General features: G+C 73.7%; 24 protein-coding genes. 8 read left to right on the forward strand and 16 right to left on the reverse strand.

Annotated elements, in window-relative coordinates:
* Window positions 1-28: 28 nt before the first annotated feature.
* Together IEY99_RS25590 and IEY99_RS25595 are read right to left on the reverse strand one after the other, a co-directional pair.
* On the reverse strand, window positions 29-787 hold the full coding sequence (locus IEY99_RS25590) for a GAF domain-containing protein (protein WP_229799269.1): 759 nt from the start codon (window positions 785-787) through the stop codon (window positions 29-31).
* Window positions 778-2,388, reverse strand: coding sequence for a GAF domain-containing sensor histidine kinase (locus IEY99_RS25595; RefSeq protein WP_229799241.1), 1,611 nt, complete (start codon window positions 2,386-2,388; stop codon window positions 778-780). Before IEY99_RS25595 ends, IEY99_RS25590 begins: the two co-directional genes overlap by 10 nt.
* Window positions 2,389-2,603: 215 nt before the next feature.
* Here IEY99_RS25595 and IEY99_RS25600 point away from each other — a divergent pair, with 215 nt between their 5' ends.
* A complete protein-coding gene (locus tag IEY99_RS25600; protein ID WP_189206624.1) occupies window positions 2,604-3,065 on the forward strand; it encodes a MarR family winged helix-turn-helix transcriptional regulator in 462 nt (153 codons plus the stop codon).
* 63 nt (window positions 3,066-3,128) lie between these two features.
* Window positions 3,129-4,736: a methyl-accepting chemotaxis protein gene (locus tag IEY99_RS25605; protein WP_189206625.1), complete on the forward strand. Its 1,608-nt coding sequence runs from the start codon at window positions 3,129-3,131 to the stop codon at window positions 4,734-4,736.
* A gap of 18 nt (window positions 4,737-4,754) precedes the next feature.
* On the opposite strand, the gene IEY99_RS25610 is transcribed toward IEY99_RS25605, so the two are convergent.
* The 5 genes from IEY99_RS25610 to IEY99_RS25630 all read right to left on the reverse strand — a co-directional run bounded on the left by IEY99_RS25610 (window position 4,755) and on the right by IEY99_RS25630 (window position 10,462).
* Window positions 4,755-5,318: a PadR family transcriptional regulator gene (locus IEY99_RS25610; RefSeq protein ID WP_189206626.1), complete on the reverse strand. Its 564-nt coding sequence runs from the start codon at window positions 5,316-5,318 to the stop codon at window positions 4,755-4,757.
* A 36-nt stretch (window positions 5,319-5,354) separates the two neighbouring features.
* Window positions 5,355-6,170 carry a crotonase/enoyl-CoA hydratase family protein gene (locus IEY99_RS25615; protein ID WP_189206627.1) on the reverse strand — a complete coding sequence of 272 codons (816 nt, stop codon included), beginning with the start codon at window positions 6,168-6,170 and terminating at the stop codon, window positions 5,355-5,357.
* A 19-nt stretch (window positions 6,171-6,189) separates the two neighbouring features.
* Entirely contained in the window at window positions 6,190-8,238 is a 2,049-nt protein-coding gene (locus IEY99_RS25620) for an NADPH-dependent 2,4-dienoyl-CoA reductase (RefSeq protein ID WP_189206628.1), read from the reverse strand.
* A gap of 113 nt (window positions 8,239-8,351) precedes the next feature.
* Entirely contained in the window at window positions 8,352-8,867 is a 516-nt protein-coding gene (locus IEY99_RS25625; RefSeq protein WP_189206629.1) for a nucleotide exchange factor GrpE, read from the reverse strand.
* A gap of 161 nt (window positions 8,868-9,028) precedes the next feature.
* Window positions 9,029-10,462, reverse strand: a complete 1,434-nt coding sequence (locus IEY99_RS25630; protein ID WP_189206780.1) for an alpha/beta hydrolase family protein — start codon at window positions 10,460-10,462, stop codon at window positions 9,029-9,031.
* Between the two features lie 246 nt (window positions 10,463-10,708).
* Here IEY99_RS25630 and IEY99_RS25635 point away from each other — a divergent pair, with 246 nt between their 5' ends.
* Window positions 10,709-11,197: an EF-Tu C-terminal domain-related protein gene (locus tag IEY99_RS25635; RefSeq protein ID WP_229799242.1), complete on the forward strand. Its 489-nt coding sequence runs from the start codon at window positions 10,709-10,711 to the stop codon at window positions 11,195-11,197.
* A 43-nt stretch (window positions 11,198-11,240) separates the two neighbouring features.
* Here the strand turns inward: IEY99_RS25635 and IEY99_RS25640 are convergent, their stop codons facing one another.
* From IEY99_RS25640 to IEY99_RS25680, 9 genes are all read right to left on the reverse strand, one after another.
* Complete coding sequence (locus IEY99_RS25640) at window positions 11,241-11,678, reverse strand: hypothetical protein (RefSeq protein ID WP_189206630.1); 438 nt, start codon at window positions 11,676-11,678, stop codon at window positions 11,241-11,243.
* A 50-nt stretch (window positions 11,679-11,728) separates the two neighbouring features.
* Window positions 11,729-13,084 (reverse strand): aldehyde dehydrogenase family protein, encoded by a 1,356-nt coding sequence (locus tag IEY99_RS25645; RefSeq protein ID WP_189206631.1) that lies wholly within the window; start codon window positions 13,082-13,084, stop codon window positions 11,729-11,731.
* On the reverse strand, window positions 13,077-14,390 hold the full coding sequence (locus IEY99_RS25650) for a flavin monoamine oxidase family protein (RefSeq protein WP_189206632.1): 1,314 nt from the start codon (window positions 14,388-14,390) through the stop codon (window positions 13,077-13,079). The genes IEY99_RS25645 and IEY99_RS25650 overlap by 8 nt, the downstream gene beginning before the upstream one ends.
* Entirely contained in the window at window positions 14,387-15,454 is a 1,068-nt protein-coding gene (locus tag IEY99_RS25655; protein ID WP_189206633.1) for an ABC transporter ATP-binding protein, read from the reverse strand. The genes IEY99_RS25650 and IEY99_RS25655 overlap by 4 nt, the downstream gene beginning before the upstream one ends.
* A gap of 4 nt (window positions 15,455-15,458) precedes the next feature.
* Complete coding sequence (locus IEY99_RS25660) at window positions 15,459-16,271, reverse strand: ABC transporter permease (RefSeq protein ID WP_189206634.1); 813 nt, start codon at window positions 16,269-16,271, stop codon at window positions 15,459-15,461.
* Window positions 16,268-17,146: an ABC transporter permease gene (locus tag IEY99_RS25665; protein ID WP_229799243.1), complete on the reverse strand. Its 879-nt coding sequence runs from the start codon at window positions 17,144-17,146 to the stop codon at window positions 16,268-16,270. Before IEY99_RS25665 ends, IEY99_RS25660 begins: the two co-directional genes overlap by 4 nt.
* Window positions 17,147-17,149: 3 nt before the next feature.
* Window positions 17,150-18,286 (reverse strand): polyamine ABC transporter substrate-binding protein, encoded by a 1,137-nt coding sequence (locus IEY99_RS25670; RefSeq protein ID WP_189206635.1) that lies wholly within the window; start codon window positions 18,284-18,286, stop codon window positions 17,150-17,152.
* A 75-nt stretch (window positions 18,287-18,361) separates the two neighbouring features.
* Window positions 18,362-18,994: a TetR/AcrR family transcriptional regulator gene (locus tag IEY99_RS25675; protein ID WP_189206636.1), complete on the reverse strand. Its 633-nt coding sequence runs from the start codon at window positions 18,992-18,994 to the stop codon at window positions 18,362-18,364.
* Window positions 18,991-20,154: an aromatic ring-hydroxylating oxygenase subunit alpha gene (locus IEY99_RS25680; protein WP_189206637.1), complete on the reverse strand. Its 1,164-nt coding sequence runs from the start codon at window positions 20,152-20,154 to the stop codon at window positions 18,991-18,993. The genes IEY99_RS25675 and IEY99_RS25680 overlap by 4 nt, the downstream gene beginning before the upstream one ends.
* Before the next feature lie 111 nt (window positions 20,155-20,265).
* On the opposite strand from IEY99_RS25680, the gene IEY99_RS25685 reads away from it, so the two are divergent.
* From IEY99_RS25685 to IEY99_RS25705, 5 genes are read left to right on the forward strand one after another with little or no spacing between them, the layout of a single operon-like run.
* On the forward strand, window positions 20,266-20,631 hold the full coding sequence (locus tag IEY99_RS25685; protein ID WP_189206638.1) for a hypothetical protein: 366 nt from the start codon (window positions 20,266-20,268) through the stop codon (window positions 20,629-20,631).
* Window positions 20,628-21,872, forward strand: a complete 1,245-nt coding sequence (locus IEY99_RS25690; RefSeq protein WP_189206639.1) for an NADH-ubiquinone oxidoreductase-F iron-sulfur binding region domain-containing protein — start codon at window positions 20,628-20,630, stop codon at window positions 21,870-21,872. The genes IEY99_RS25685 and IEY99_RS25690 overlap by 4 nt, the downstream gene beginning before the upstream one ends.
* Entirely contained in the window at window positions 21,869-22,063 is a 195-nt protein-coding gene (locus IEY99_RS25695) for a ferredoxin (protein WP_189206640.1), read from the forward strand. The genes IEY99_RS25690 and IEY99_RS25695 overlap by 4 nt, the downstream gene beginning before the upstream one ends.
* A complete protein-coding gene (locus IEY99_RS25700) occupies window positions 22,060-24,123 on the forward strand; it encodes an acetate--CoA ligase family protein (RefSeq protein WP_189206796.1) in 2,064 nt (687 codons plus the stop codon). Before IEY99_RS25695 ends, IEY99_RS25700 begins: the two co-directional genes overlap by 4 nt.
* On the forward strand, window positions 24,120-25,292 hold the full coding sequence (locus tag IEY99_RS25705) for an acyl-CoA dehydrogenase family protein (RefSeq protein WP_189206641.1): 1,173 nt from the start codon (window positions 24,120-24,122) through the stop codon (window positions 25,290-25,292). Before IEY99_RS25700 ends, IEY99_RS25705 begins: the two co-directional genes overlap by 4 nt.
* The last annotated feature ends 4 nt before the right edge of the window (window positions 25,293-25,296 follow it).

Genomic DNA, 25,296 nt, shown 5'->3' on the forward strand with positions numbered 1-25,296 from the left:
CCCGGTGTCCCCCAAACGGGGGCCGCCGTCAGAGCAGCTGGGCGCCCTGGCGGGCGAGGAGGGCCAGGGCCCGCGCGGCACCGGGGGCGAAGCGCCCCGGGCGGTCGTCCATGACGCACAGTGTGGCGACGACGTGGCCGTCGCCGTCGGGCAGGGGCGCACCGGCGTACGAGCGGATGCCCGCCTCGGTGAGGAGCGGGTTGTCGGTGTGCCGCGGGTCGTCGTGGGTGTCGCGCAGAACGACGGCCGCGCCGGTGCGGACAACCTGGCTGCAGGGCGCCCACGCGGTCGGGATGGCTCCTGTCCGGGCGATCCAGCCGTTCAGTCCGGTCGCGGCCACGACGTGGACGACGTCGCCGAGGACCAGGTGGACGGCCGCGATCGGGGCGTTCAGCAGCCGGGCGGTGCGTTCGGCGAGCGTCGTCAGCGCGCGGTGGTCCCGTGTCGCGCCGGCACCGGTGAGCACGGTGTAGGCGGCGGAGAGCCGGGCGGGATCGAGCAGCGGGTCCGGCAGCGCGAAGGTGACCGTGGGCTCGAGCGTCGCGACGGCGTTGGCCAGCATGTCGGACGTGACGTCGACCAGGTGCCGGCGGCGCAGTGGCTTGTTCATGACGTGGTCGAACACGCGCACCGCGTTGTCGGGGGCGGCGGCGCTGAGCATCAGCATGGGCAGCGTGGCGGTGACCGGGTCGGCGCGCAGCAGGTCCGCCACCTGCAGGCCGCTCATGTCGGGCATGAAGTGGTCGAGGATGACCAGGTCCGGGCGGTGGTCCGCGATCAGCCCCAGAGCCGACTGCCCGTGCCGGGCCGGTGGTCGTGGGGGCTGGTGGCGATGGTGCCGTGGTGGCGCTCGGCGATGAGTTTCGCGATGGCCAGGCCCAGGCCGGCGCCGGGGATCGCCAGTTCGGTCGTGATGGCGCCGCGGAAGAAGCGGTCGAACACGTGCGGGCGCTCGTGCTCGGGTATGCCGAAGCCGGTGTCGCTGACCGCGATGGCGGCGGTGGTCTCCGTGCCGGTGACGGTGATGCCGATGGCGCCGCCGTCGGGGGTGTAGGCGATGGCGTTGTCGAGGAGCGCGGTGACCAGCTGGGTGAGCCGTCCGGGATCGCCCTGCATCGGCAGGCGGGCCGGGGTGGTCTGGGTGAGGGTGAGGTTCCTTTCGTCGGCGCGGGCCTCGACGGCGCAGGCGGCGCCGGTCACCACGGCCACCAGGTCGATGTCGGTCGTCGTGAGCGGGCTGCGGCCGGCGTCGAGGGCCGACAGGTCCAGCAACGCCTCGACGAGCCGGCGGAGCCGTTCGCTGCCGCGCCGGGCGCCGGCGATCATCGGCAGCAGGTCCGCGACCGGCGCGCCGGGATCGCTGTCGCCCATCAGCTCCAGGTAGGAGCCGACGATCGTCACCGGGGTCCGCAGCTCGTGGCCCACGAGGCTGAGGTATTCGTCCTTGGCCCGGCTGAGCATCTGTTGCAGGTGTTCGGCGCGGCGGGTCTCGGTGATGTCGTGGAAGACCGACACGGCGCCCAGGCGCCGTCCCTGGAGGCCGGTGATCGGGTGGGCGTTGACGCGCAACTGGTGGCGTCCCTGCCGGCCGTGCAGCTCGTACTCGACCCCGCGGACGTCGCTGCCGTGCATCGCCCGCAGCAGGGGCATCTGCTCGGTCCTGATCGGGCCACCGTCGGGCGTGGTGACAGGTAGCCGCCGGACCCACTCCTCGGCGCTGCCCTCCACCTTGTCGGTGCCGAGGCGGTCGCGCAGGGAGCGGTTGACGAGCACGAGACGGCCGTCGGCGTCGCAGGCGGCGACGCCGGTGTCGAGACTGTTGAGCAACGTGTCGAGGAACACCCGCTGTTCTTGTTCGGCCTCGCGGGCGCGCTGTTCGGCGACGAACGCGGTGCAGGCCTGCGCGCCGTCGTCGACGGCCGTCAGCTCGTCGGGTTGCCACTGCCGGGGCTGGTAGTCCATCACCGCGCACACGCCGACGATCGCGCCGTCCGGGTCGCGTACCGGGAACCCGGCGTAGGAGCGGATGCCCACGGCGCGGACCGGCGCGTCGACGGGCACCCGCTCGTCGGCGTCCACGTCGCTGACGACCACCGGGAAACCGGTCCGCAACAGCACCCCGCCCAGCGTGGCCGACATCGGCACGTCCTGCATCGGTTCGAAGCCCTGCGGCATGTGGTGGCCGCCGATCAACCGCAGATTGCGGCCCTCGACCAGATGGATCATGGCGCACGCGGCCCGGGCGCCGCGCGTGGTGAGCGCGGCGAGCCGGTCCGCCGCCGTCCGCGACATGCCGCCCGGCGCCATCTCCACGGCGGCCACCGGCGCGCCGGCCGGCGCCGCCTTGGTGATCAAGGAACCGCGGGTCGGCTCCGTAGCCGGATCCATCCCTTCATCATGACCGCAGACCGGCGCCCACCGGGCCGAATCGCCGGAAGCGGGCCGGGACCGCTATGGCGGTGAATGCGCGACGCCGCGACGGTTGCCGTCCGGTTGTCGATCTGTCGATTGGTTCCGCGACGGCGTGCCTGATGTGCCGCGGCTCTCATGGTCGTCAGGACGGAAACGTTCAACGCGAAACTGTCGCCGTCGACTGGCAGGTGGTGAGAACGGAACCGACGGGCGACGACATCCGCCCCGCCGTGCTGGGCCGGCTGCTGACCCTGGGTGGACGCCGCATGGAGGCCACGCTCGGCCGGGTGCTGCGGGACCACGGCCTGACCCCCAACGCGTGGTGGGTGCTGACCGAGCTCCACGGCGCGGGGACCGGCCCGGCGCTGCCCCTGGGCCGGTGGGCGCAGCGGGGCGGGTTGCCGGCGTCGTCGGTGACCGTCGCGGCCGACCTGCTGGTCCAGCGCGAGCTGGTGCGGTGCTGGCGGGAAAGCGGCAACCGCCGGGTCGTGCTCGCGGAGATCACCGATTCCGGCCGGCGTCTGGTCGACCGGATCCGCGACGAGCTGGACGCCGCGACCGCGGACGTGCACGCGCTCTTCACCGTTCGGGAACGCCGCATCCTCGCCGAGCTGCTCACCCGCGTCGTCCCGTGCGACGCCGACGCCGCCTGACCTACCCCTTCCTTCCCTTTCCCCCCGATCGGCCGGCTCGCCGGCACGACTAGGAGCACTGTCATGCACGCGACAATGGACCGGCTGCGGTACGTCACCAAGCCGGGTGTCACCGCGCGGCTCGCCGCACTGACGATGATCGCCGTGGTCAGCGTCGTCGTCATGCTGGCCGCGTCGATGATCACGACGCGCGACAATCTGTACGCCGAACGGGAGCGGCAGACCGAGCAGCTGGTCGAGACGGCCATCGGGGTGGTGGACAGTTACGTCGCGCGGGAGGCGACCGGCGAGCTGACCCGGGAGCAGGCACAGCGGCAGGCCGCGGCCGCGGTGAAGGTGCTGCGCTACGACACGGGCAACTACTTCTGGATCAACGACATGACCCCGAAGATGGTCATGCACCCGGTCAAGCCTGAGCTCGACGGCACCGACCTGTCGGACGACGCGGACCCCCACGGCAAGCATCTGTTCGTCGAGATGGTCGACGTGGTGAAGAACCGCAAGGCCGGCTTCGTCGAGTACGGGTGGGCCAAGCCGGGCGAGAAGGACGCCCAGCCGAAGATCGCCTACGTCCAGGGCGTGCCGCAGTGGGGCTGGGTGGTCGGTTCGGGCGTCTGGGTCGACGACATCGACACCGCGGCGTGGGCGGCGGCCCGGGGCCAGGCCCTGGCCGGCGGCATCGGCCTGGCGCTGCTGATCGTCGTGGCGTGGCGCAGCGTGCGGCGGATCGGCACCGCGCTCGGCGCGGTGCGCCGTACCCTGGAACGGGTCGCCGCCGGTGACCTCACCGCCCGCGTGCAGCTGACCGGCAACGACGACCTGGCCCGCATGGCCCGGGCCGTGGACACGGCGGTCGCCAACAACCGCGACGTCATCCACCAGCTGCACGCCGCCGCGGAGACGTTGTCCGCGAACAGCACCCAGCTCGAGGCCGCCAGCGCCGAGATCACCGAGGTCACCGCCGGCACCGCCGGGCAGGCGCAGTCGATGAACGATGCCGCCGACGCGATGACCGACCAGGTCACCACCATGGCGAGCGGCGCGGAGGAGATGCACGCCTCGATCGCCGAGATCGCGCGCAACGCCGCGGAGGCGGCGGTCATCGCCTCCGACGCCGTGACCGTCGCGACCGACGCCACGCACAGCATCAGCCGGCTCGGCACCTCCAGCACCGAGATCGGCAACGTCATCGCCCTCATCGACTCCATCGCCAAGCAGACCAACCTGCTCGCGCTCAACGCCACCATCGAGGCCGCGCGGGCCGGCGAGCAGGGCAAGGGGTTCGCCGTGGTCGCCACCGAGGTCAAGGACCTGGCCAACGAGACCGCGAAGGCCACCGCGCAGGTGGTCGACCGGATCACCGCGATCCAGGACGACACCGGCGCGGCCGTGCGGGCGATCGAGCGCATCACCGAGGTCATCGAGCGGATCAACGACTACCAGACCACCATCGCCGCCGCGGTCGAGGAGCAGGCCGCCACGACCAACCTGCTCTCCGCCAGCGCCGTGACCACCACCAGCCAGGTCACCACCATGAACGACGCCATCCGGACCGTCTCCTCGGGCGCCACCGGGGCGGCGCACAACGCTCAGCAGGTCAACGCGTCCGCGACCGACCTCGGCGAGCTGGCCGCCTCCATCCGGGGCCTGACCGAGACGTTCACCGTCTGACCCCCGCTCCCACGGCGGTCAGCGCGGGCCGTGGTAGCGGCGGTCCAGGACCTCGAGCGCCAGGCGGCCCCAGGCGATGTTCTCGCGCTCGAAGCTGATTCCACGCTGGAGGGTCAGGTAGGGGCCGATGCGGTTGCCCGTCTTCAGGAACTCCTCGTCGTCACGGCCGCCGAGGATCTCCACCAGCCGCTCCTGGTAGGCCTGCAGCCGGCGGGCGCTGCCTTCGATGCGGGACTCGATCGAGGAGCGCACGCTGGGGACGTCCGCGTGGGCGAGCGCCTCGACCTGCACCAGCAGCTCGTCGCGGACCGTCGTCGGCCGCGGCTCCTGCCTGGTGAACTCGTGGAGCGCGGCGCGCCCGGCGTCGGTGAGCGAGTAGAGCCGCTTGTCCGGCCGCTTGGACTGGGCGACGACCCGCGCGGAGAGCAGCCCGTCCGACTCCATCCTCTCCAGCTCCCGGTAGAGCTGCTGCGAGGTGGCGGTCCAGAAGTTGGCGACCGAGACGTGGAACTGCTTGGCCAGCTCGTAGCCGGACGCCTCGCGGTTGATCAGGGCGGCGAGGACTGCGTTGCGAAGCGACACGGCACCCAGATTACGAGGTGAGGGGTCGAGCGCCGGTCAGCGCGCGCGGGACCGGTACTCGGGTGAGGTCTTGCTGCGGGCGGCGCGCTGGGCGATCCGGGTGTTCGGCAGCATGAGCAGCCGCAGCTGGATCCGCCTCTCCCGCGCGAAGGTCCGCCGGGCGCTGCCGGTCACGGCGCCGTCGAGCAGTCGCTTGGCGGCGGCGACGGCGTCCGGGGACCGGGTGGCGAGCTGCCGCGCGAAGGCGGTCGCGGCGGCGACCGGATCGTCGTGCACCTCGGTGACCAGGCCGATGCGGGCCGCGTCGGCTCCGGAGATCTCCTCAGCGGTCATCGTGAGACGCTTGGCGACGTCCAGGCCGACGACCTCGGAGAGGCTGCGCATCCCGGTCATGTCCGGGATGATCCCCCACTTGCCTTCCAGTACGGACCACTTCGAGTCCGGCGTCGCGAAGCGGAAATCGGCGCCGAGCGCGATCTGCACGCCACCGCCGTAACAGTGCCCGTGCACCGCGGCGATCACCGGGACGGGAACCCGCCGCCATGCCCAGCAGGCTTCCTGGAAGAGGTTGGTCCCGCGCCACGGTGCGGGCACGAAGGCACCGAAGATGCGGCGAGGGGTGCGCAGCACGGTGGGGAAGTCCAGACCGGAGCAGAACGACTCGCCCTCGCCCGCGACGACGACCGCCCGCAGCGTACGGTCGCGGCGCAGCCATCGCGCCGTCCGGACCAGCTCGTGCAAGGTGTCCAGGGTGAGCGCGTTGAGCTTGTCCGGCCGGGCCAGGCGGACGTGCGCGATCGCGTCCTCGACCCGGGTCGTCACGAGCCTCGCGGATGGCTGCTTGCTGGTCATGGCATGCGCTCCTCGGTGGTCAGAGCCGGGCGGCGAGCTCGGTCGCCTGCTTGATCGCGCGCTTGGCGTCCAGCTCGGCGGCGACGTCGGCGCCGCCGATGACATGGACGGACACGCCCTGGCGGGTGAGCGGGTCGACGAGGTCGCGGACCGACTCCTGGCCGGCGCAGATCACGACCGTGTCGACGGCCAGGACCCGGGCCTGGCGCGGCGACTTCGGGTCGCGGAGGTCCTGCGGCACGGTGATGTGCAGGCCGTCGTCGTCGACGCGGACGTACTCGACTCCGCGCAGCATGGTGACGCCCGAGTCCTGCAGGGTGGCGCGGTGCACCCAGCCGGTGGTCTTGCCGAGTCCCTTGCCCAGCGACGTGGTCTTGCGCTGCAGCAGGTGGACCTCGCGGCGGGCAGGCGCCGCCGTCTTGGTGGTGAGGCCGCCTCGGTGCAGCGCCGGATCGGTGACGCCCCAGCGCCGCATCCACTCCTCGGCCGGCTCGCCCGGCTCGTGCAGCAGGAACTCGGCGACGTCGAACCCGATCCCGCCGGCGCCGACGACGGCGACGCGGTCACCCACGGCGGCCCGGTCGGCGATCACCTGCGGGTAGGTGAGAACCTTCGGATGGTCCATCCCGGGGATGCGCGGCACCCGGGGCGTCACCCCGGTCGCCACGATCACCTCGTCGAAGTCGGCCAGGTCCGCCGCGGACGCGCGGACGCCCAGGTGCAGGGTGATTCCGCGCACCTCGATCATGTGCTGGTAGTAGGCGAGAGTGTGGGCGAAGTCCTCTTTGCCGGGGATGCGGGCCGCCAGGCGGAACTGCCCGCCGATCCGGTCCGAGGCCTCGAAGAGCTCGACGCGGTGGCCGCGGCCGGCGAGCTCGACCGCCGCCGCCAGTCCGGCGGGACCGGCGCCGACCACCGCGATGCGCTTGGTCGTCCGGGTCGGCGCGAGCACCAGCTCCGTCTCGTACCCGGCCCGCGGGTTGAGCATGCAGGTGGCGCGCTTGTTCCGGAAGGTGTGGTCGAGGCACGCCTGGTTGCAGGCGATGCACGTGATGATCTCCCGGTCCCGGCCCTCGGCCGCCTTGATCACGAACTCGGGATCGGCCAGCAGTGGCCGGGCCATCGAGACCAGGTCGGCGTCGCCGGCGGCGAGCACCTGCTCGGCGATCTCCGGCCGGTTGATGCGGTTGGAGGCGATCACCGGCACCGACACCTCGCGGCGCAGCTTGCCGGTGACCCAGGCGAAGGCGGCCGGCGGCACCGAGGTGACGATGGTCGGCACCCGGGCCTCGTGCCAGCCGATTCCGGTGTTCAGGATCGACACGCCTCGCTCCTGCAGCCCGCGCGCGAGCTCGACGGTCTCCTCCCAGGACTGGGCGTCGTCGACGAGGTCCAGCAGACTGATCCGGTACTGCACGATGAAGTCGTCGCCGACCAGGTCGCGGGTCCGCCGGACGATCTCCAGCGGGAAGGCCATCCGCCGGGCCGCGCTGCCGCCCCACTTGTCGGTGCGGTCGTTGGTCCGGGCGGCGAGGAACTGGTTGATCAGGTAGCCCTCCGAGCCCATGATCTCCACGCCGTCGTACCCCGCCTGGCGGGCCAGGCCCGCGGCCCGGGCGAAGGCGGTGACCGTACGGTCGACCTCCCGCGTGCTCATGGCCCGCGGCCGGAACGGTGTGATCGGCGACTTGCGCCGCGACGCGCCGGTGCTGAACGGGTGGTACGCGTACCGCCCGGCGTGCAGCACCTGAAGGAGGATCTTCCCGTCGTGCTCGTGGACGGCGTCGGTCACCACCCGGTGGGCCCGCGCGTGCCCCCGCGAGGTCATCATGCTGCCGAACGGCGCCAGCCAGCCCCGCCACGTCGGCGCGAACCCGCCGGTGACCATGAGCGCGACCCCGCCCCGCGCGCGCTCGGCGAAGAACGCGGCCAGCTTCGGCAGGTCCCGCGCCCGGTCCTCCAGCTTGGTGTGCATCGAACCCATCACCACGCGGTTGCGCAGCACCGTGTGACCGAGGTCCAGCGGGCTCAACAGGGTCGGATACCGGCTGTCAGGGGACGCGCTCACGTCTGCCTCCTCGCCTCGGGCACGCTGGACGGGGGCAGCCTATACAACAAATCACCTATGCAACAGGTTGCATAGGTGATTCGTGGTCGGCTCACTGACAGAACGTGGTCAGCTCACTCGCAGAACGTCGCCAGCGGAACGAGCCAGGCGGTGAACTCGGGCTTCAGCACCCGGTCGATGTCCTTCTCAGATTTGATCTTCGCGAAGAAGGCGTCGTCCCCGGCGGTGCGGGTCATGTTCGCGAGGGTCTCCTCGCCGGCCGCCCTCAGCTCCGGATCCTTCGCCGCCGCCGTTGCCTCGTTCAGCGCCTCGCCCCAGGCCTTCAGGTTCTCGCCGGCCTTGACGCGGGCCTTCTTCGCCGATTCGGTGGCGTTCGCCTCCCGGTAGATCGCCTGCTTGGCCAGCTCCTCGACGAACTTCTGCATCTTCTTGCCCTCGATGAGCTTGTCGAGGCCGGCGCACACCTTCTTCGTGTCCGCGGTGTAGTCCGCCGACGGGCTGGCCGACACGGTCGCGGCGGACGCCGCGGGGGCGGCGGCGGTGGTAGTGGTGTCGGACTTCGCCGAGCCGCAGGCCGAGCCGGTCAGCAGCAGCGCGCCCGTGGTGGCCGCGAGAATCATGCGTCGCATGGGGTGATTCCTCGTATTCTGAAAGATCGAGACGCGGCACGATAAGCCGGGCACGGCCGGGACCGACACCGGATCTTCGGGTCGACCCCCCGGCCCGATCGGCTCGCGGCCGGCTCGCCGGATCGGCGCCGGACCGGCGACCTGCGGCGGCCGGGGGCGCGTCAGCGTCCGGCGGGACGGTGGACGTGCAGGTCGCCATGGCGTGCCAGCGTCGCGGCGAGGCCATCGGTCCGGCCGCGCAGGGTCGCGTCGAGGAACGCGGCGCAGGTCTCCGTGGTCATCCGCACGCTCTCGGCGCGGCCGAGCGAGCCGGCGACCGCCGGTACCGGTGGCAGGTACAGCGGGGCGTCGGTGAAGGTCAGGTGCGCGCTGCCGGGCACGGTCAGCCGGTAGCTGGTCGCGGTGGCGGGTTCGAGCACCGCCGTCAGCAGGGCCACGTACTCCGCGTCGTCCGGACCGTCGATCGCCTGGGTGAGCGCGAGCACCGGTTGCCGCACCGGTCCCTGCTCCCGGCCGATCCCGCCGTCCAGGTCGATCACGGCGGTGAACCGCGGGTCCCGGGCGGCGGCCCGCAGCGCGGCGGCCCCGCCGAGGGAGTGGCCGGTCGCCGCGGCCCGGGCGGTGTCGAGCCGGCCGGCGAGCGGGTGGCCGAGCTCGCCGCGGTCGAGGCGGCCGAGCTGGGTCAGCACGAAGCTGAGGTCCGCCGCCCGCACGGCCCTCCAGCCGGCGGCACGCTTGTCGTCCTCCTCCGGGTCGCCGCTGGCGGCGACCGTCGTTCTCACCGTACGGCCGTCGGCGAGCACGACCGCAGCCGAGTCGTAGGGATGGTCGACGGCGGCGACGACGTAGCCGCGGCTCGCCAGGTCCTCGGCCCAGGCGGTGTTCTGGGTGCGGACACCGCCCAGCCCGGGGGAGAACAGGACGACCGGGAACCGGCCGTCGGCCGCAGCGGCGCCGGGCACGGCGTGGCTGTGCGCGCCCGCCGGCCCGGACAGCAGGAGCGCAGGCACGCCGAGATAGTCGGCCGCCCCCGCCGCGACGGTCCGCGCCTCGGCGGGGGTCCGGCCGAGATAGTGCGCCCGCGGCGCGTCAGGGGCCGCCGGCCGCGCCGGGTACCACAGCTGGACCACCACGCTCCGGCGGTCGGCGGCGTCCGGCGTACCCGGCTCGTCGCGTGCCGCGTCGGTCCACTGCACGACGGTTGTGCCCACCGCGAAGGGCCCGGACGGCTCCGGGAAGCGGGGCACCGGCAGGGCCCAGGCCGCCACCGAGCCCGCGGCGACCAGGCCGAGGCACGCCAGCGTGCCGGGCACGGCCAGCCACCGCGGTGCCCGCCCCTCCGCCCGGCCGGCGCGCCGCCGCAGCAGCCGGGCGATGCCGGCCCCGGCGAGCAGGAACGCGTCGCCGGCCAGCACCGGCACCAACTGCCATCGCAGGCCGGGAAGGGTCGCGAGGGTGCCGGCCACGACGCCGGCCGCCGCGGCGACCGCGGTCCGGCGGCGGGCGGCGCTCGGCAGCCACCGGGCCAGGACGAGCACGAGCGACCCGAGGACGACGACGAGCTCACGTACGGTCAGATGCAGGCCGGGGATCATGTCCGTCACCCGGGGATCGTCCGGCAGCCCGACTGAGAGCACGCTGAGCGCCGGCGACCTCCGCCGGGACGCCGCCCGGAAACGGGTCGCGCCGGGCGGCGGTGCGGCCTAGCGTGATCGCCATGTTCGCGCCCGGTCTGCAGCTGCCCGCGGGATTCCTCCCGCCGGTGGCTCCCGCGTGCGTGCTTCCCGGCGCCGACACCCGAGTCTGACCCTTCCCCGTCAGCTTCGGAACCCAGGGGAAGGGTGGAGCGCGGCACGCTGCGCGCCGGCGAGCCGGTCGAGGTGGTCGGGCTGGGCCCCACCCTCGCCACGGTGGCGACGGGGCTGGAGACGTTCGGCAGGTCGCTGCCGTCCGCGCAGGCGGGTGACAACGCGGCCGTCCTGCTCCGCGGCGTCAAGCGCGACCAGGTGCGGCGGGGCCAGGTGGTGGCGTCGCCGGGGAGCGTCACCCCGCACCGCGGCTTCCGGGCCCGAATGTACGCCCTGACGAAGGAGGAAGGCGGCCGTCATACGCCGTTCGTGGCGAACTACCGCCCGCAGTTCTTCTTCCGTACCACGGACGTGCCCGGTGCGATCGACCTCGGTGACCTGCCGATGGTCTCGCCGGGCGACACCGTGGAGCTGACCGTGCGCCTGGGCGCGGAGGTGCCGATGGACGCCGGCCTCGGCTTCGCGGTCCGCGAGGGCGGCCGTACGGTCGCGGCGGGCACGGTGATCGAGGTCCTCGACTGAGCGTCATCGGCCAAGGGAGGGCCGCCCGGCAGGGCGGTCCTCCTCAGCCGCCCGCCACGACCGTGACGACGGCTTCACCGGTGACGTTCTCGCCACCTCCCCGGCGGGAGTGGCTCACGGCGTAGTCGCCCGGTGGGGCGTCGCGCGGAATCGCGATCTCGCTAACCGGGGGAGTGCCCGGCGAGCCGGACACCTTGACCGGCGCGGCGGTGAGCCGCAGACCGACCGCCGCGCCCGCCGCGCCGGTCGGGCCCGCCATCACGGCCGTCAGCTCGACGTTCTCCGCGGCCGGCCGGCCCTCCTTCTCCTCGGCGACCCAGTGCAGAGTGAGCGTCTCCCCGGGCCGATACGTCTTCTGCAGGTCCTCCTGCCGGCAGCAGGTGTAGACCACGCTCTTGCCGGAAGACGCCTCATCGCCGCATGCCGCCGCCCCGAGCGGGCCGACCAGGCACAAGCCGACCGCCAGATGTCCGAGCCTCATCCCTCAAGTCTGGGGTGCCGAGGGCCGGCGCAACGGCACATTCGCCCCTTTCAGTCGAGCGCGGACATGGCGTGCTTGACGCGCGTGTACTCCAGCAGTCCCTGCATCGCGAGGTCGCTGCCGTGCCCGGAGTCGCCGGTGCCGCCGTGCGGCATCTCGGAGACCGTCGTGCCGTGGGTGTTGACCCAGACGATGCCGGCCTCCAGGTCCCGCATGGCGCGCATGGCCCGGCCGTGGTCGCGGGTCCACACCCCGGCGGCGAGGCCGTACGGCGTGCCGTTGGCCAGCCGCAGGGCCTCCTGCTCGGTGCCGAAGCGCTGCACGGTGACGACCGGCCCGAACGTCTCGTGCCGCACGACGTCGTCCTGCTGCCGCACGCCGGCGACCACGGTCGGCTCGTGGTGGAAGCCCGGACCGCCCGGCGGCCGGCCGCCGCACACCACCGTGGCGTGCGCGGGCAGGCCGTCCAGCACCGCCCGCACGCCGGCCAGCTGGGCGGCGCTGTTGAGCGGCCCATAGTGGACGTCCTGCCGCAGCTCGCCGGCCGCCGAGGCGAACGCCGCGACGAACGCGTCGTGGATGCGGTCGTGCACCAGCAGCCGGGACGGCGCGGTGCAGTCCTGACCGGCGTTGTAGTACGCGACCGGGGCCAGCGCCCCGGCCACCGCGCCGACGTCGACGTCGTCCCAGACCACGACCGGTGCGTTGCCGCCCAGCTCCAGGTGGACCCGCTTGAGCCCGGCGCCGGCCTCGGCGGCGATCTCCCGGCCGGCGCGGACGCTGCCGGTGACCGCGACCAGCCGGGGCACCGGATGGCGGACCAGCAGCCGGCCGGTGTCGCGGTCGCCGCAGACGACGTTCAGCACCCCCTCGGGCAGGTGGCCGGCGGCCAGCTCGGCCAGCCGCAGCGCGGTCGACGGCGTGGTCTCGGCCGGCTTGAGCACCACCGTGTTGCCCGCCGCGAGGGCCGGCGCGATCTTCCACACCGCCATCATCAGCGGGTAGTTCCACGGGGTGATCTGGGCGCACACCCCGACCGGCTCGCGGCGCAGCATGGAGGTGAAGCCGTCGGCGTACTCGCCGGTGGCCTGGCCGGGCAGCGCCCGCGCGGCGCCGGCGTAGAAGCGCAGCGTGTCGACGATCGCCGGCAGCTCGTCGGCGGCGAACTGCCGGCGCGGCTTGCCGGTGTCCCGGCACTCGGCCTCGACCAGAGCGTCCGCGTCGAGCGCCACGGCGTCGGCGAGGCCGAGCAGCGCGCGCTGCCGGGTGGCCGGGCTGGTCCGCGACCACGGCCCGAACGCCGCGGCCGCGGCCTGGCAGGCCGCGTCCACCTCGGCCGCCGAGGCGATCGGCACCCGGCCGTGCGCGGCACCCGTCACCGGGTCGATCAGCGTCAGGTCAGCCATGCTCGAGCACCTCCGCGGCGGCCGCGCGCCCGGTGCGCACGGCGCCCTCCAGGTAGCCGGCGACCCACTGGTCGGAGCCGCACACGTAGAACGGTGGCTCGTGGGTGCCGTGCCGCGGCCCGACCGCCAGCACGTCGCCCGGCGCCCACTGCGTCACGTACCCCTGGGTCCACCGGTCCCGGCCCCACATGCGCAGGTAGAACGCGCTCGGTGCGAGCGCCTCGTCGCCGTACATCCGGGCGACCTCGGCGAGCAGCTCGCGTTGCCGCAGGTGGGCCGGGATGCCGTCGAGCACGGCGAGGCGCTCCGGCGGCACCAGCGCGGACAGGACGCCCTCGCGCTGCACCCAGGTGCTGCCGAGCACGGCCTCGGACTCCGACAGGCCGGCCAGGCCGAGGCCGCGCCAGAACGGCCGGTCGTAGGCCATGGCCACCTTCGCCGCGCGGGCGTGGCGCTGCCGGTGCAGGGAGTCGAGCCGTTCGGCCGGGACGCCGCGGATGGCGACGTCGCGCAGCGGGCCGACCGGCAGGGCGCTCACCACCGCGCCGGCGGTGAACGTCTCGCCGTCGGCCAGCCGTACGGCGCAGCCGGCGGGCGCGATGTCGACCGCGGCGACCGGCGCGCCGGTGCGGACCCGGCCGGGCAGCGCCGCGGCCAGGCGCAGCGCGACCGTGGCGGAGCCCTCGGCGACCCGCAGGCACTCCCAGTCGGCCAGCTCGTAGTGCCCGGTGCTGGGCACGGCGGCCGACTTGCGCAGCGCGGCCAGCAGCGAGGTGCGCTCGCAGGAGCCGCCGGCGAGGCTGAGCTGGCCGATCTCCCACAGCCGCAGCACCGCCGGGGTGGCGCCCTCGGCGCGCAGCCAGTCGCCGACGCTGAGCGCGTCCAGCCTGGCCGCGTCCGGGTGCGACCACGGGTCGTCCGGGTTCACGGTGCGGGCCAGCCGCACGTACGCGGCGGTCACCCGCTCGTTGCCGGCGGCGTCGCCGGTGCCGAACCAGGCGGGCGGGTCGCCGGCGCGGACGCCCTCCGGCACGGCCCGCACGATGTCCCCGGGCTCGGCGACATACGAGGGCACGAGGGTGAGCCCGAGCTCGGCGACGAGTGCGAGGTACGCGGTGTGCGCGTGCCCGACCACCTCGCCGCCGAGCTGGACCAGCCGGCCGTCCGGCAGCGCGGCCTGCTCGACCCGGCCGCCGACCCGGTCGCGGGCCTCCAGCACCAGCACGTCGGCGCCGGCGGCGGCCAGGTCCCGGGCCGCACTCAGCCCGGCGAGGCCGGCGCCCAGCACGATCACGTCGTGTCTCACGGCAGCACCAGGCAATCCTCGGGGCGCCAGCCCAGCTCGACCTGTTCGCCGCCCTCCCAGCGGTCCTCCCGCCGGGCCCGCGCGGTGTTCTGCTCCAGTGCCGCGATGCGCAGGCCGGGCGCCAGGTCGATGAGGTAGGTGGTGGTCGGTCCGGAGTACACGGTCTCCCGGATCACGCCGGTGAGCCGGACCATCGCCGGTTCGAAGTCGGACAGCCAGATCTTCTCCGGCCGTACCGACACCGCCACCGTGCTGCCGTCGGCGCAGCCGCCGCGCCGGCCCACCGGGAGCCGTACGTCGCCGTCGAGGGTGACCGTGCCGCCCGCGTAGACGCCGGTCATGAGGTTCGAGGTGCCCATGAACGAGGCGACGAACCGGCTGGCCGGCCGCTCGTACACGTCCTCGGGGGTGCCGCACTGCTCGACGAGGCCGCCGTCCATCACGGCGACCCGGTCGGCCATGGTGAGCGCCTCGTCCTGGTCGTGGGTGACGAACACGAACGTGATGCCGACCTCGCGCTGGATCTGCTTGAGCTCCACCTGCATCTGGCGGCGCAGCTTGAGGTCGAGCGCGGCCAGCGGCTCGTCCAGCAGCAGCACCTTGGGGCGGTTGACCAGCGCCCGGGCCACCGCCACCCGCTGGCGCTGCCCGCCGGACAGCGTGCGGGGCCGCCGCGCCGCCAGCTCGCCGAGCTGCACCAGCTCCAGCATCCGGCCCACGCGCTCGCGGATCTCGGCCCGGGGCCGGCCCCGGCGCTTGAGCCCGAAGGCGACGTTGTCCCAGATGCTGAGGTGGTCGAAGAGCGCGTAGCTCTGGAAGACGGTGTTCACGTCGCGCCGGTGCGGCGGCTGCGCGGTGACGTCGACGCCGTCGAGGTGGATGCTGCCGGACGTCGGCGTGGTGAACCCGCCGATCATGCGCAGCGTGGTGGTCTTGCCGCAGCCGGACGGCCCGAGCAGCGCGAAGAACTCGCCCTGGGCGATGTCCAGGTCGATGTTCCGCACGGCGGGTGCGGTGCCGAACGACTTGGTGACGGCGGTGAGGCGGACGGCCGGATGCGCCATGGGCTCACTCTCCTGACAGGATCGACAGGCCACCACGGCGGCCGAAGAAGCGGGGGATCACCAACGCCAGCGCGATCAGGGCGACCGAGCCGAGCAGCATGACCGTGCCGACGGCGTTGATGGTGGGTTGCACGCCGAACCGGATCGCCGAGTAGATCCGCACGGACAGCGGTTGCGGCGTGACGCCGGTGGTGAAGTACGCCAGCACGAAGTCGTCGAAGACCAGCGCGAAGATCAGCACCGCGCTGGCCAGGATCGCCGGCAGCAGCGCCGGCAGCGTCACCAGCCGCAGCGCCTGCCAGCGCGTCGCGCCGAGGTCCATCGCCGCCTCCTCCAGCTCGGGGTTCAACGCGGCGACCCGCGAGCGCAGGATGACGGTGACGTACGAGATGGAGAAGGTGACCTCGGCGATCATCACGGTGCCGGTGGACAGCGGCACGCCGAAGCCCTTGAACAGCATCATCGACGCGACCCCGGTGACGATCTCCGGCGTGACCAGGGGCACGAGCATGACCAGCCCGGCGAACGAGCCGAGCACGCCCCGGGTGCGCACCAGGCCGAGCGCGAGCGCCACCCCGAGCACGACCGAGCCGATCATCGCCACCAGCGACACGCGCAGGCTCATGCCCAGCGACTGCAGCAGCTCCTGGTCGTCCAGGAACGCCTGGTACCAGCGCAGGCTGAATCCTTTCAGCACGCTCAGCGACTTCTGGCCGTTGAACGAGAAGAGCACCACGACGACGATCGGTGCGTACAGCAGGGTGAAGAACGCCAGGGTGGCGGCGATGGCGAAGCGGGGCCGGCGTGGCGTGCTCATCGGGCCTCGCTCCCGGTCTCGTCGCGGCGTACCCGCCGCAGGTAGCCGCCCATCACCACCAGCAGCACCAGCATCAGCAGCATGGTGAGCGCCGAGCCGAGCGGCCAGTCCTGCCCGCCGAAGAAAGCGCCCTGGATCAGGTTGCCGATCATCACCTGGTCCGGCCCGCCGAGGAACGACGCGCTGACGAAGTCGCCCATGGCCGGCAGGAAGACCAGCACCAGCCCCGCGAGCGCGCCCTGGCGGGTGGCCGGCACGGTGACGAACAGGAACGTGCGCAGCGGGCCGCCGTAGAGGTCGCGGCCGGCCTCGATGAGGGAGGTGTCCATCCGTTCCAGCGCCGCGTACAGCGGCAGGATCATGAAGACCACGAAGCCGTAGCAGAGCCCGGCCACGACGCCGAAGCCGGTGTTGACGATGCGCCAGTCCGGCGGCGCGCCGAGCGCGCGGGCCAGCCGCAGCACCGGTCCCTCGTCGGCGAGCAGCACCGACCAGCCGTACATGCGCACCAGGAAGTTGGCGAAGAACGGCACGACGATCGCGGCGACGAGCGCGTTCTTGTACCGCCCGCCGTGCAGCGCGATGGCGTACGCGACCGGGTAGGCCACCAGCAGGCAGATCACCGACGTGGCCGCGGCGTAGAGCAGCGAGCGCAGGATCACCACCCGGTACACCGGGTCGGCGACGGCGGCGACGTTGGCCAGCGAGGTGCCGAACCGGGGGTTGCCCAGCTCGTCGGTGCTGCCGAAGGCGAGCGCGGTCACCAGCAGCAGCGCCGCCACGAAGAAGACCGACATCCAGATCGTGCCGGGCAGCAGCAGGACGGACCAGAGGCCGCTGCCCGGTGCGCGGGCGCCGGTGCGCTGACGGGCCACGCCTCAGCCGGCCTTGGCTTCGGTCCAGGCCTTGTCGCGGGCCCGCTCCTGCTCCTGGGTGCCGTTGCGGTACATCATGTCCTGGCGCAGGTCCGCCGGGGTCACCGCGCACTGCGGCAGGGACTCGATCAGTGGCGCGTAGATCTGCTCGGCGCCCTTCACCGGCATGGGGTAGCCGATGTAGGTGATGTTCTTCTTCACGTTCTCCGGGCGCAGCATGTAGTCGATGAACAGCAGCGCGGTGCCGGGATGGGCGGCGTTGGCCGGGATCGCGTAGCAGTCGGAGTTCAGCGGCGCGCCCTCCCGGGCCACCTCGAAGCCGTACCTGTCCGCGTCCTCGGCCTGGTTGAGTACGGCCACCATGTCGCCGCTCCACGCCTGGGTCAGGTGGGCGTTGCCGCTGAGCAGGTTGTTCCAGTCGTCGCTGGAGAACCCGCGCAGGTTCGGGCGCAGTCCCTTGAGCTCGGCGACGATGCGCCTCAGGTCGTCGTCGGCCGAGGTGTTCAGGTCGAGGCCGAGCTTGAGGGCCGCCATGCCGAGCACCTCGTCCCGGTCGTCGAGCACGTAGGCGTACCCCTTGGCCTTGGGGTTCCACAGGTCGGCCCAGGAGCCGCCGAGGCTCTCGCCGAGCTTGTCCTTGCGCCAGCCGATGCCGGTCTTGTACATGCTGAACGGGACGCTGTGCGCCGACTGGGGGTCGTACCAGGGATCGGCGAAGTACGAGTAGGTGCCGAAGACCGACTCGGCGTTGCGCAGCGTGGTGTGGTCGATACGGCGCAGTTTGCCACCCCGGGCCAGCCGCTGGGTCCATTTCGCCGACGGGAAGATCAGGTCGTACGCGTTGCCGGCGTTGATCTTCGCGACCATCGACTCCATCGAGTCGAAGTGGGACTGCACGACCTTGACGCCGTACTCCTTGCCGAAGCCCTCGAAGACCGACGGGTCCACGTAGTCCGCCCAGTTGAAGTAGATGAGCGGGCCGTCGATCCTGGGCTGGACCGGCGGTGAGGTGTCCTCGGGTGCGGCGGAGGAGGCGTTCTGCTGCGAGTCCGCCGCGAACGAGCAGGCGCTCGTGGCGAGGCCGGTCAGGCCGGCCAGCGACGCGCCCAGCAGGGCTCGCCGGGAGAGGGGTCTGGACATGGAGGAACCACCTTTGACGAAGGGCAGGGTGGATCGCCCCGGCGGGGGGAGCCGGGGATGGGGGGTGCGTGTGGTCTATCTGCGCAGGGAAACCTTGGACGCGGGGAAGGCCCCGGTGAGACCGAGGTCGGCGCTCAGCGCGAGCCACACCGCGGCCCGCGCGTCGTCGAGGGTGAGCTGCGGGTCGTCCAGCAGCAGCCGGATGCCGTAGCCGTCGGTGAGCACGAGCAGCAGGTCGGCCACCCGGTCCACGGTGCAGTCGGTGAACTCGCCGGCGGCGATGCCGGCCCGGATGACGCCGGCGGCCCACTCCCGCATCTGGCGGTAGAGGTCCACCGCCAGCAGCCGGGAGTCGACGTCCCGGGCGGCGCGCAGCCACAGCTCCTGCCAGAGCAGGAAGTCGCGGCGCAGCTCCGGGGTGCGGGGCAGGCAGGCGTCGATGATCCGGGCCAGCATCCAGGTGTGCGGTTGCTCGGCGGGCGGCTCGGCCTGGTAGTCCTCCGCGCCGGCGTGCTCGAAGGAATAGGCCATCGCGGCCAGGAAGAGTTTCTCGCGGTTGTCGAAGTGGTAGTGCAGCAGGGCCGTGGAGACCCCGGCGCGCTCGGCGATGTGCCGCATCCGTACGCCCTCGAAGCCGACCTCGGCGATCGCGTCGCAGGCCGCCTGCACGATGCGGCGCCGGGTCTGCTCGGTGCGCGCGTCGCTCATCGGGTGCCTCCCTGCGGTGCCTGCCCCGGTGCCAGGGCGGCGTCCATCGGTGCCAGGTCGGCCCGGATCCGGTCGGCGAACCAGCCGACGGCGGTCTCCCGCTGCGACAGCGGGCCGGGCGACCAGCCGGGCGTCGAGACACCCCGCTGCACCCGGGCGACCAGCTCGGCGTCCTCGTCGTTGGTGATCCAGCCGATCTTGATGTTGAGCCGCTGCGCGAGCCGGGTCCGCCAGCTCGTGCCCGGCTTAGCGTAGAAGGCGCCGGGGAGCGCGGAGCGCGACACCCCGAGCGGATGCACCGACCAGGCGATGACATGGTCGGGGTACAGGTCGATGAGGGTGTTGGGATAGATGACGGCGTAGCGCCACATCCGGTGGTCCTCGGGCCGCAGGCCCGGCATCGGGCTGGCGAGGCGCTGGTAGAGCCGTTCCCGCCGGTTCGACGACGGCTTGTCCCGGATCGGCACCTCGAAATACACATAGGACTCGCGGATGGTCGCGGTGTAGCGCTGGTAGTCCAGCAGGCGCATCAGCCCGGGATGGGCCACCGGGACGTGGTAGCCCTCGAGGTAGTTGTCGACCACCACCTTCCAGTTGGCGTCCTGGGCCTCGGTGGCGGTGTCCTGGATGCGGTACCGGCCGACCGGCTCGAGGTCGGCGCCGAGGTAGCGCCCGATGAGGTCGGCGAGCCCGGGTACCCGCTGGTGCAGCGGCACCGCGTGCGGGTCGAGATTGGCGAACAGCAGGCCGAGGAACGACTCCACCCGTACGCCGAACAGCCCGAGTTTCGGCTTGTCCAGGCAGGGGATCGTGCGGCTCTCCGGCGCGCCGACCAGCGAGCCGTCCAGCCGGTAGGTCCAGCCGTGGTACGGGCAGCGGATCGCCTTGCCTGCGGGCTCCGCGGCGGCGACCAGCCGCGAGCCGCGGTGCCGGCAGACGTTGAGGTGGCCGGCCAGGCCGCCGTCCTCGGTGCGCACCACGAGCACCTCGCGGCCGGCGACCGGCGCGACGATGCGTGCACCCGGCCGCGGCAGGTCGGACTCGTGGCCGACCAGCTGCCAGCTGGAGCCGAACACACGGTCGGTCTCCCACTCGGCGATTCGCGGGTCGGTGTAGAAGCGGGCGGCGAGTGCCGCGCCGGTTGCCGCTGCCGTGGTCATGTCGACTCCCCTCGGCGCCGGGCTGACTGATTGGTTAGCGAGACTCCTCCCGTCTTCGCAGGCCTGTCAAGGCCTTGATTGCTAACTAATCATTTAGTTAGTGTCCGCCGCATGCATCCCCCACCCACCCGGCTCGCCTGGCTGGGCCTCACCCCGGAACCGGAGCGCGAGCTGCCCGCGGCCGTCGCGGTGCTGCACGCCGGCTCGGCGGCCACGGAGCGGTCCCGGATCGAGCGGCTGCTGCTGCGCGGCACGCAGCGCGCCTGGTTGCGCTACCTCGACGAGGTGACCCGGATGGTCGTGGCCGCCGCGGAGGCGAGCGACCCGCGGCGGCGCGACAGCGCCCGGCACGTCGCCGCCGTCGTGCTGGAGCACCACCGGATGCTCATCGGGCTGCCCGGCCCGGCGTACGACCGGACCGCCGCGCAGCGCGAGGCACTGCAGGCGGCGCTGGACAAGCTGGGCGGTGCGCCGTGACCGAGCCGTCGATCCTGGTGGGCGGCACCGGGCACCTGCTCGGGCCGGAGCCGTACGCGGTGGAGAACCTCGCCACGTACCGCGCCCGGGGCGGCTACCGCACCGGACCGTCCCCTGAGGAACTGCTCGGTCTGGTCGACGCGGCGGGACTGCTCGGCCGCGGCGGCGCGGCGTTCCCGCTCGCGGTGAAGCTGCGCGCGGTGCGCGAGCGGCCCGGGCCCCGGGTGGTGGTGGCCAACGGCGCCGAGGGCGAGCCCGGCTCGGTCAAGGACCGGCACCTCATGCGCGCCCGCCCGCACCTGGTGCTGGACGGGCTGCGCCGCGCCTGCGAGGTCACCGGCGCCGGCGCCGGCCACCTCTACGTCGCCGACCCGGTCGCGGCCGGGCGGCTGCGGGCGGCCCTGGCCGCGGCGCCGCCGCCGGTGCCGATCGCGGTCACCGGGGCGCCGGCGGCCTACGTGGCGGGTGAGGAGAGCGCCGCCGTCCGCTTCCTCGGCGGCGGGCCGGCACTGCCCACGGCCAAGCCGCCGCGGGTGTTCGAGCACGGCGTGGGCGGCGCGCCCACGCTGGTGGCCAACGTCGAGACCCTCGCACACCTGGCCCTGCTGGCCGCCGGCCGGCCGGCGGCCGGCGACCTGCTGATCACCGTCGCCGGCGCCGGCCACCCGCCGCTGCTGGCCGAGGTGCCGCTCGGCACCCCGCTGCGCACGCTGTTCCCCCGGTCCGCGGCGGTGTCCGGCGCGCTGGTCGGCGGCCTGTTCGGCGGCCTGCTCGATGCGGGCGTGCTGGACCTGCCGCTCACCCCGCAGGCGTACGCGGCGGCCGGCGGCGCGCTCGGCTGCGGCGCGATCCGGCTGCTCGGCCCGGACGACTGCCCGGTCGCCGTGGCCGCCGAGGCGGTGGGCCACCTCGCCGCGCAGAGCGCCCGGCAGTGCGGCGTCTGCGTCTCCGGTACGCGCGGCCTGGCCGGCGCGCTGACCGCCCTCGCCACCGGCCCGGACCCCGCCGCGGGCCGGCTGGCCGACCTGAGCCGGTGGAGCGCGAGCCTGCCCGGCCGGGGCGCGTGCGGGCTGCTCGACGCCGCCGCCCGCGTCGCCGGATCGCTGGTGCGCGTCCACGGCGCTCTGGCCGAGCGGCACGCCGAGCGCCCCTGTCCCGCCTGCCACGCCCGTCCCCCGGCCGCCGGTGACCGCCTGCTGGTGCCGCCCACCGAGCCGTACCTCCCCGAAGGAGCACGATGAGACTTCACCTGGATCCGACCTCCTGCCAGGCCTACGGCCTGTGCCACGAGGAGGCGCCGAACCTCGTCGACCTCGACGAATGGGGCTACGCCCAGCCGCGCGGCACCGACGTGCCACCCGGCGAGCAGGCCGCCGCCGAGGCGGCCGTACGCGCCTGCCCGAACGCGGCGCTACGGCTGGCGCAGCGGTGAGCCGCGATCTGCGGGCGCTGTTCGACCCGGCCTCGGTCGCCATCGTCGGCGCCAGCGACGACCCGGCGAAGTGGGGCAACGCGGTGGCCCGCCAGGCGCTGCGGGCCGGCGGGCGGCGCCCGGTCCACCTGGTCAACCGCCGGGGCGGCACGATCCTCGGCCGGCGGGCGGCGACCAGCGTCGCCGGGCTGGGCGAGCCGGTCGAGCTGGTGGTCGTCGCCGTGCCGGCCGCGTCGTTCGAGGCCGCCGTGGACGACGCCCTGGCCGCCGGCGCCCGCGCGATCGTCGGGATCACCGCGGGCTTCGCCGAGACCGGTGCGGCCGGGCGCCAGCGGCAGGAGGCCGTCGTCGCGCGGTGCCGCGCCGCGGGGGCACTGCTCGTCGGCCCCAACTGCCTCGGGCTGGTGGACAACACGACCGAGGTCTACCTGTCCTCGGACCGGTTCGGTCCCGGCGGCGTCGCCCTGCTGTCGCAGAGCGGCAACCTCGCCCTGGAGCTGCAGCTGCGGCTCGACCGCCACGGCCTGGGCTTCTCCCGCTTCGTCTCGTTCGGCAACCAGGCCGACGTCACCCTCGTCGACCTGGTCGCCGACTGCGCCGCGCACCCGGCGACCGGCGCCGTCGCCGTGTACGCCGAGGACTTCGGCGACGGGCGGGCCTTCGCGTCGGCGGCGGGCCGCACCGGCAAGCCGGTCGTGCTGCTCCACGCCGGCGGCGGCGAGGCGTCGGCCCGGGGCGCCCGCTCGCACACCGGCGCGCTGACCAGTTCGTCGGAGGTGGTCCGGGCGGCCGCGCGCGACGCCGGCATCCACCTGGCCGAGACGCCTCGCGAGCTGGCCACCCTGCTGGTCGCGCTGAGCGGGCCGCGGCGGGCGGCCGGGCGGCGCACCGTCGTGGTGACCGACGGCGGCGGGCACGGCGCCGTCGCCGCGGACGTCGCCGAGCGGGCCGGGCTGAGCGTGCCGGAGACCGGCCCCGCCCTGGCCGGCGCGCTGCGCGACCAGCTGTGGGGGCCGTCCGCGGTGGGCAACCCGGTCGACCTCGCCGGGATGGGTGAGCAGGACCCGCGGTCCTACGCGCGCACCGTGGCCACCCTGCTGGACGCGTCCGAGGTGGACGCGGTCCTGCTGACCGGCTTCTTCGGCGGGTACTCGGCGGCGGCCGACCCGGGCGCGGACACCGGCGGGTTGGGCGGGGGACTGGCCGCCGGTGAGCTGGCCGCGGCCCGGACGCTGGCGGAGCACGCCGCGGCCGGGGCCACCCCGGTCGTGGTCCACTCGATGTACCCCGAGTCGCCCACCTGTGCCGCCCTGCGCGCCGGCGGGGTGCCGGTGTTCGACGCGGTCGAGGACGCCGCCCGGGCGCTGACCGCGGTGACCGGGACGGCCGCGCCCCGGGGCGTCCCGTCGCTGCCCGCGCCGGCGCCGGCGGTCACCGACGTCTCGTACTTCGCCGTCCGCCGGTTGCTGGCCGGCGCCGGAGTGCCGTTCCTGCCGGCGCGCGAGTTCTCCGCGCCGGAGGAGCTGGACGGACTGTTCGACGGGCCGTACGTGCTCAAGGCGCCGCATCTGCTGCACAAGTCCGATGCCGGCGGCGTGGCCCTGCGGCTGGCCGACCGGGCCGAGCTGACCGCCGCGTACCACCGCATGCACCGCTCCCTGGGCGCGCCGTCCTACTCCGTCGAGCCGATGGCCGACCTCGCCGGCGGGGTCGAGCTGATCGCCGGCGTGCGGTGGGATCCCCGGTTCGGCCCGGTCGCGCTGGTCGGTGTCGGCGGGGTCAGCGCCGAGGTGCTGCGCGACGTCGTGTTCGCGCTCGCGCCGGTGTCCGCCGGGCAGGCGCGGAGACTGCTGCTCGGCCTGCGCTCGGCGCCGCTGCTGCTCGGGCACCGCGGCGCACCGCCCGTCGACCTCGGCGCCGCCGCCCGGGCGATCGCACACCTCACGCAGGTCGCGGCGGCCCACCCCGAGCTGACCGAGATCGAGGTCAACCCGTTGCTCGTCACGCCCACCGGCGCGCTCGCCCTCGACGCCCGGGCCGTCGTCCAGGAGGATCGATGAACTTCGCCTATTCGCCCGCGCAGGTGGACCTGAAGCGGCGCGCGGCCGGCTATGCCGAGCTGCTCATGCAGTACGAGAACGAGTCCGAGGAAGCCGGCGGGCCGCTGCCGGCGCAGACCGTCCGCGACCTCGCCCGGGCCGCGATGGACGCCGGCGTCTACGCCATCAACATGCCCGCGGAGTGGGGTGGCGCCGGGCTGAGCCTGCTGGACCAGGTGATCGTCGAGGAGGAGTTCGGCCGGGTCACCAACTGCCTGTGGGACATACCGTGGCGGCCGGCGAACGTGCTCGCCTACGCCACGCCCGAGCAGCGCGAGCGCTATCTGCTGCCGGTCGTCCGGGGCGAGCGCTTCGACGCGTTCGCCGTCACCGAGCCGGGCGCCGGCTCGGACCCCGGCTCCGGCAGCACGGTCGCGGAGCGGGTGGACGGCGGCTGGCGGCTCACCGGCGAGAAGTGGTTCGTCACCTGCGGCGACATCGCCGACTTCCTGGTGGTGCAGGCCGACGCCGGGCCGGACCGGCTGCCCACGCTGTTCTTCGTGGACAGGAAGGCACCGGGCCTGGTCATGTCGCGGGTGCCGCGCTTCATGCACTCCGCGGTCAACGGCCACCCCGAGTTCACGCTGACCGGCGTGTTCGTCGCCGACGCCGACGTGCTCGGCGAGGTCGGTCAGGGGTACGACCTGACCCGGGAGTGGTTCACCGACGAGCGCCTGATGATCGCCGCGCGGACCGTCGGCGCCGCCGAACGGGCGCTCGGCCTGGCCCGGGACTGGGCGGTCGGCCGCGAGCAGTTCGGCCGGCCGATCGCCGAATTCCAGCTGGTCCAGGGCATGCTGGCCGACTGCGCCACGGAGATCGCGGTGAACCGGGCCTTCACCCACCAGGTGGCCTGGGAAGCCGGGAACGGCATCGACGCCAAGACCCTGCACGCCAAGGCGTCGATGGCGAAGCTGTCGGCGAGCGAGGCGGCCGGCCGGGTCGTCGACCGGTGCGTGCAGATCTTCGGCGGCCGCGGATACGACCGTTCCTATCCGGTCGAGCGGCTCTACCGCGAGGTGCGGGTCGACCGGATCTGGGAGGGCACCTCCGAGATCCAGCGGCTGATCATCGCCAACGAACTGGTCAAGCGCGGCACGCGCGCCCTGCAACTTTCCATCCCCGGCTGAGAGG

The sequence above is a fragment of the Couchioplanes azureus genome (assembly GCF_014648355.1).
Lineage (GTDB): Bacteria > Actinomycetota > Actinomycetes > Mycobacteriales > Micromonosporaceae > Actinoplanes > Actinoplanes azureus.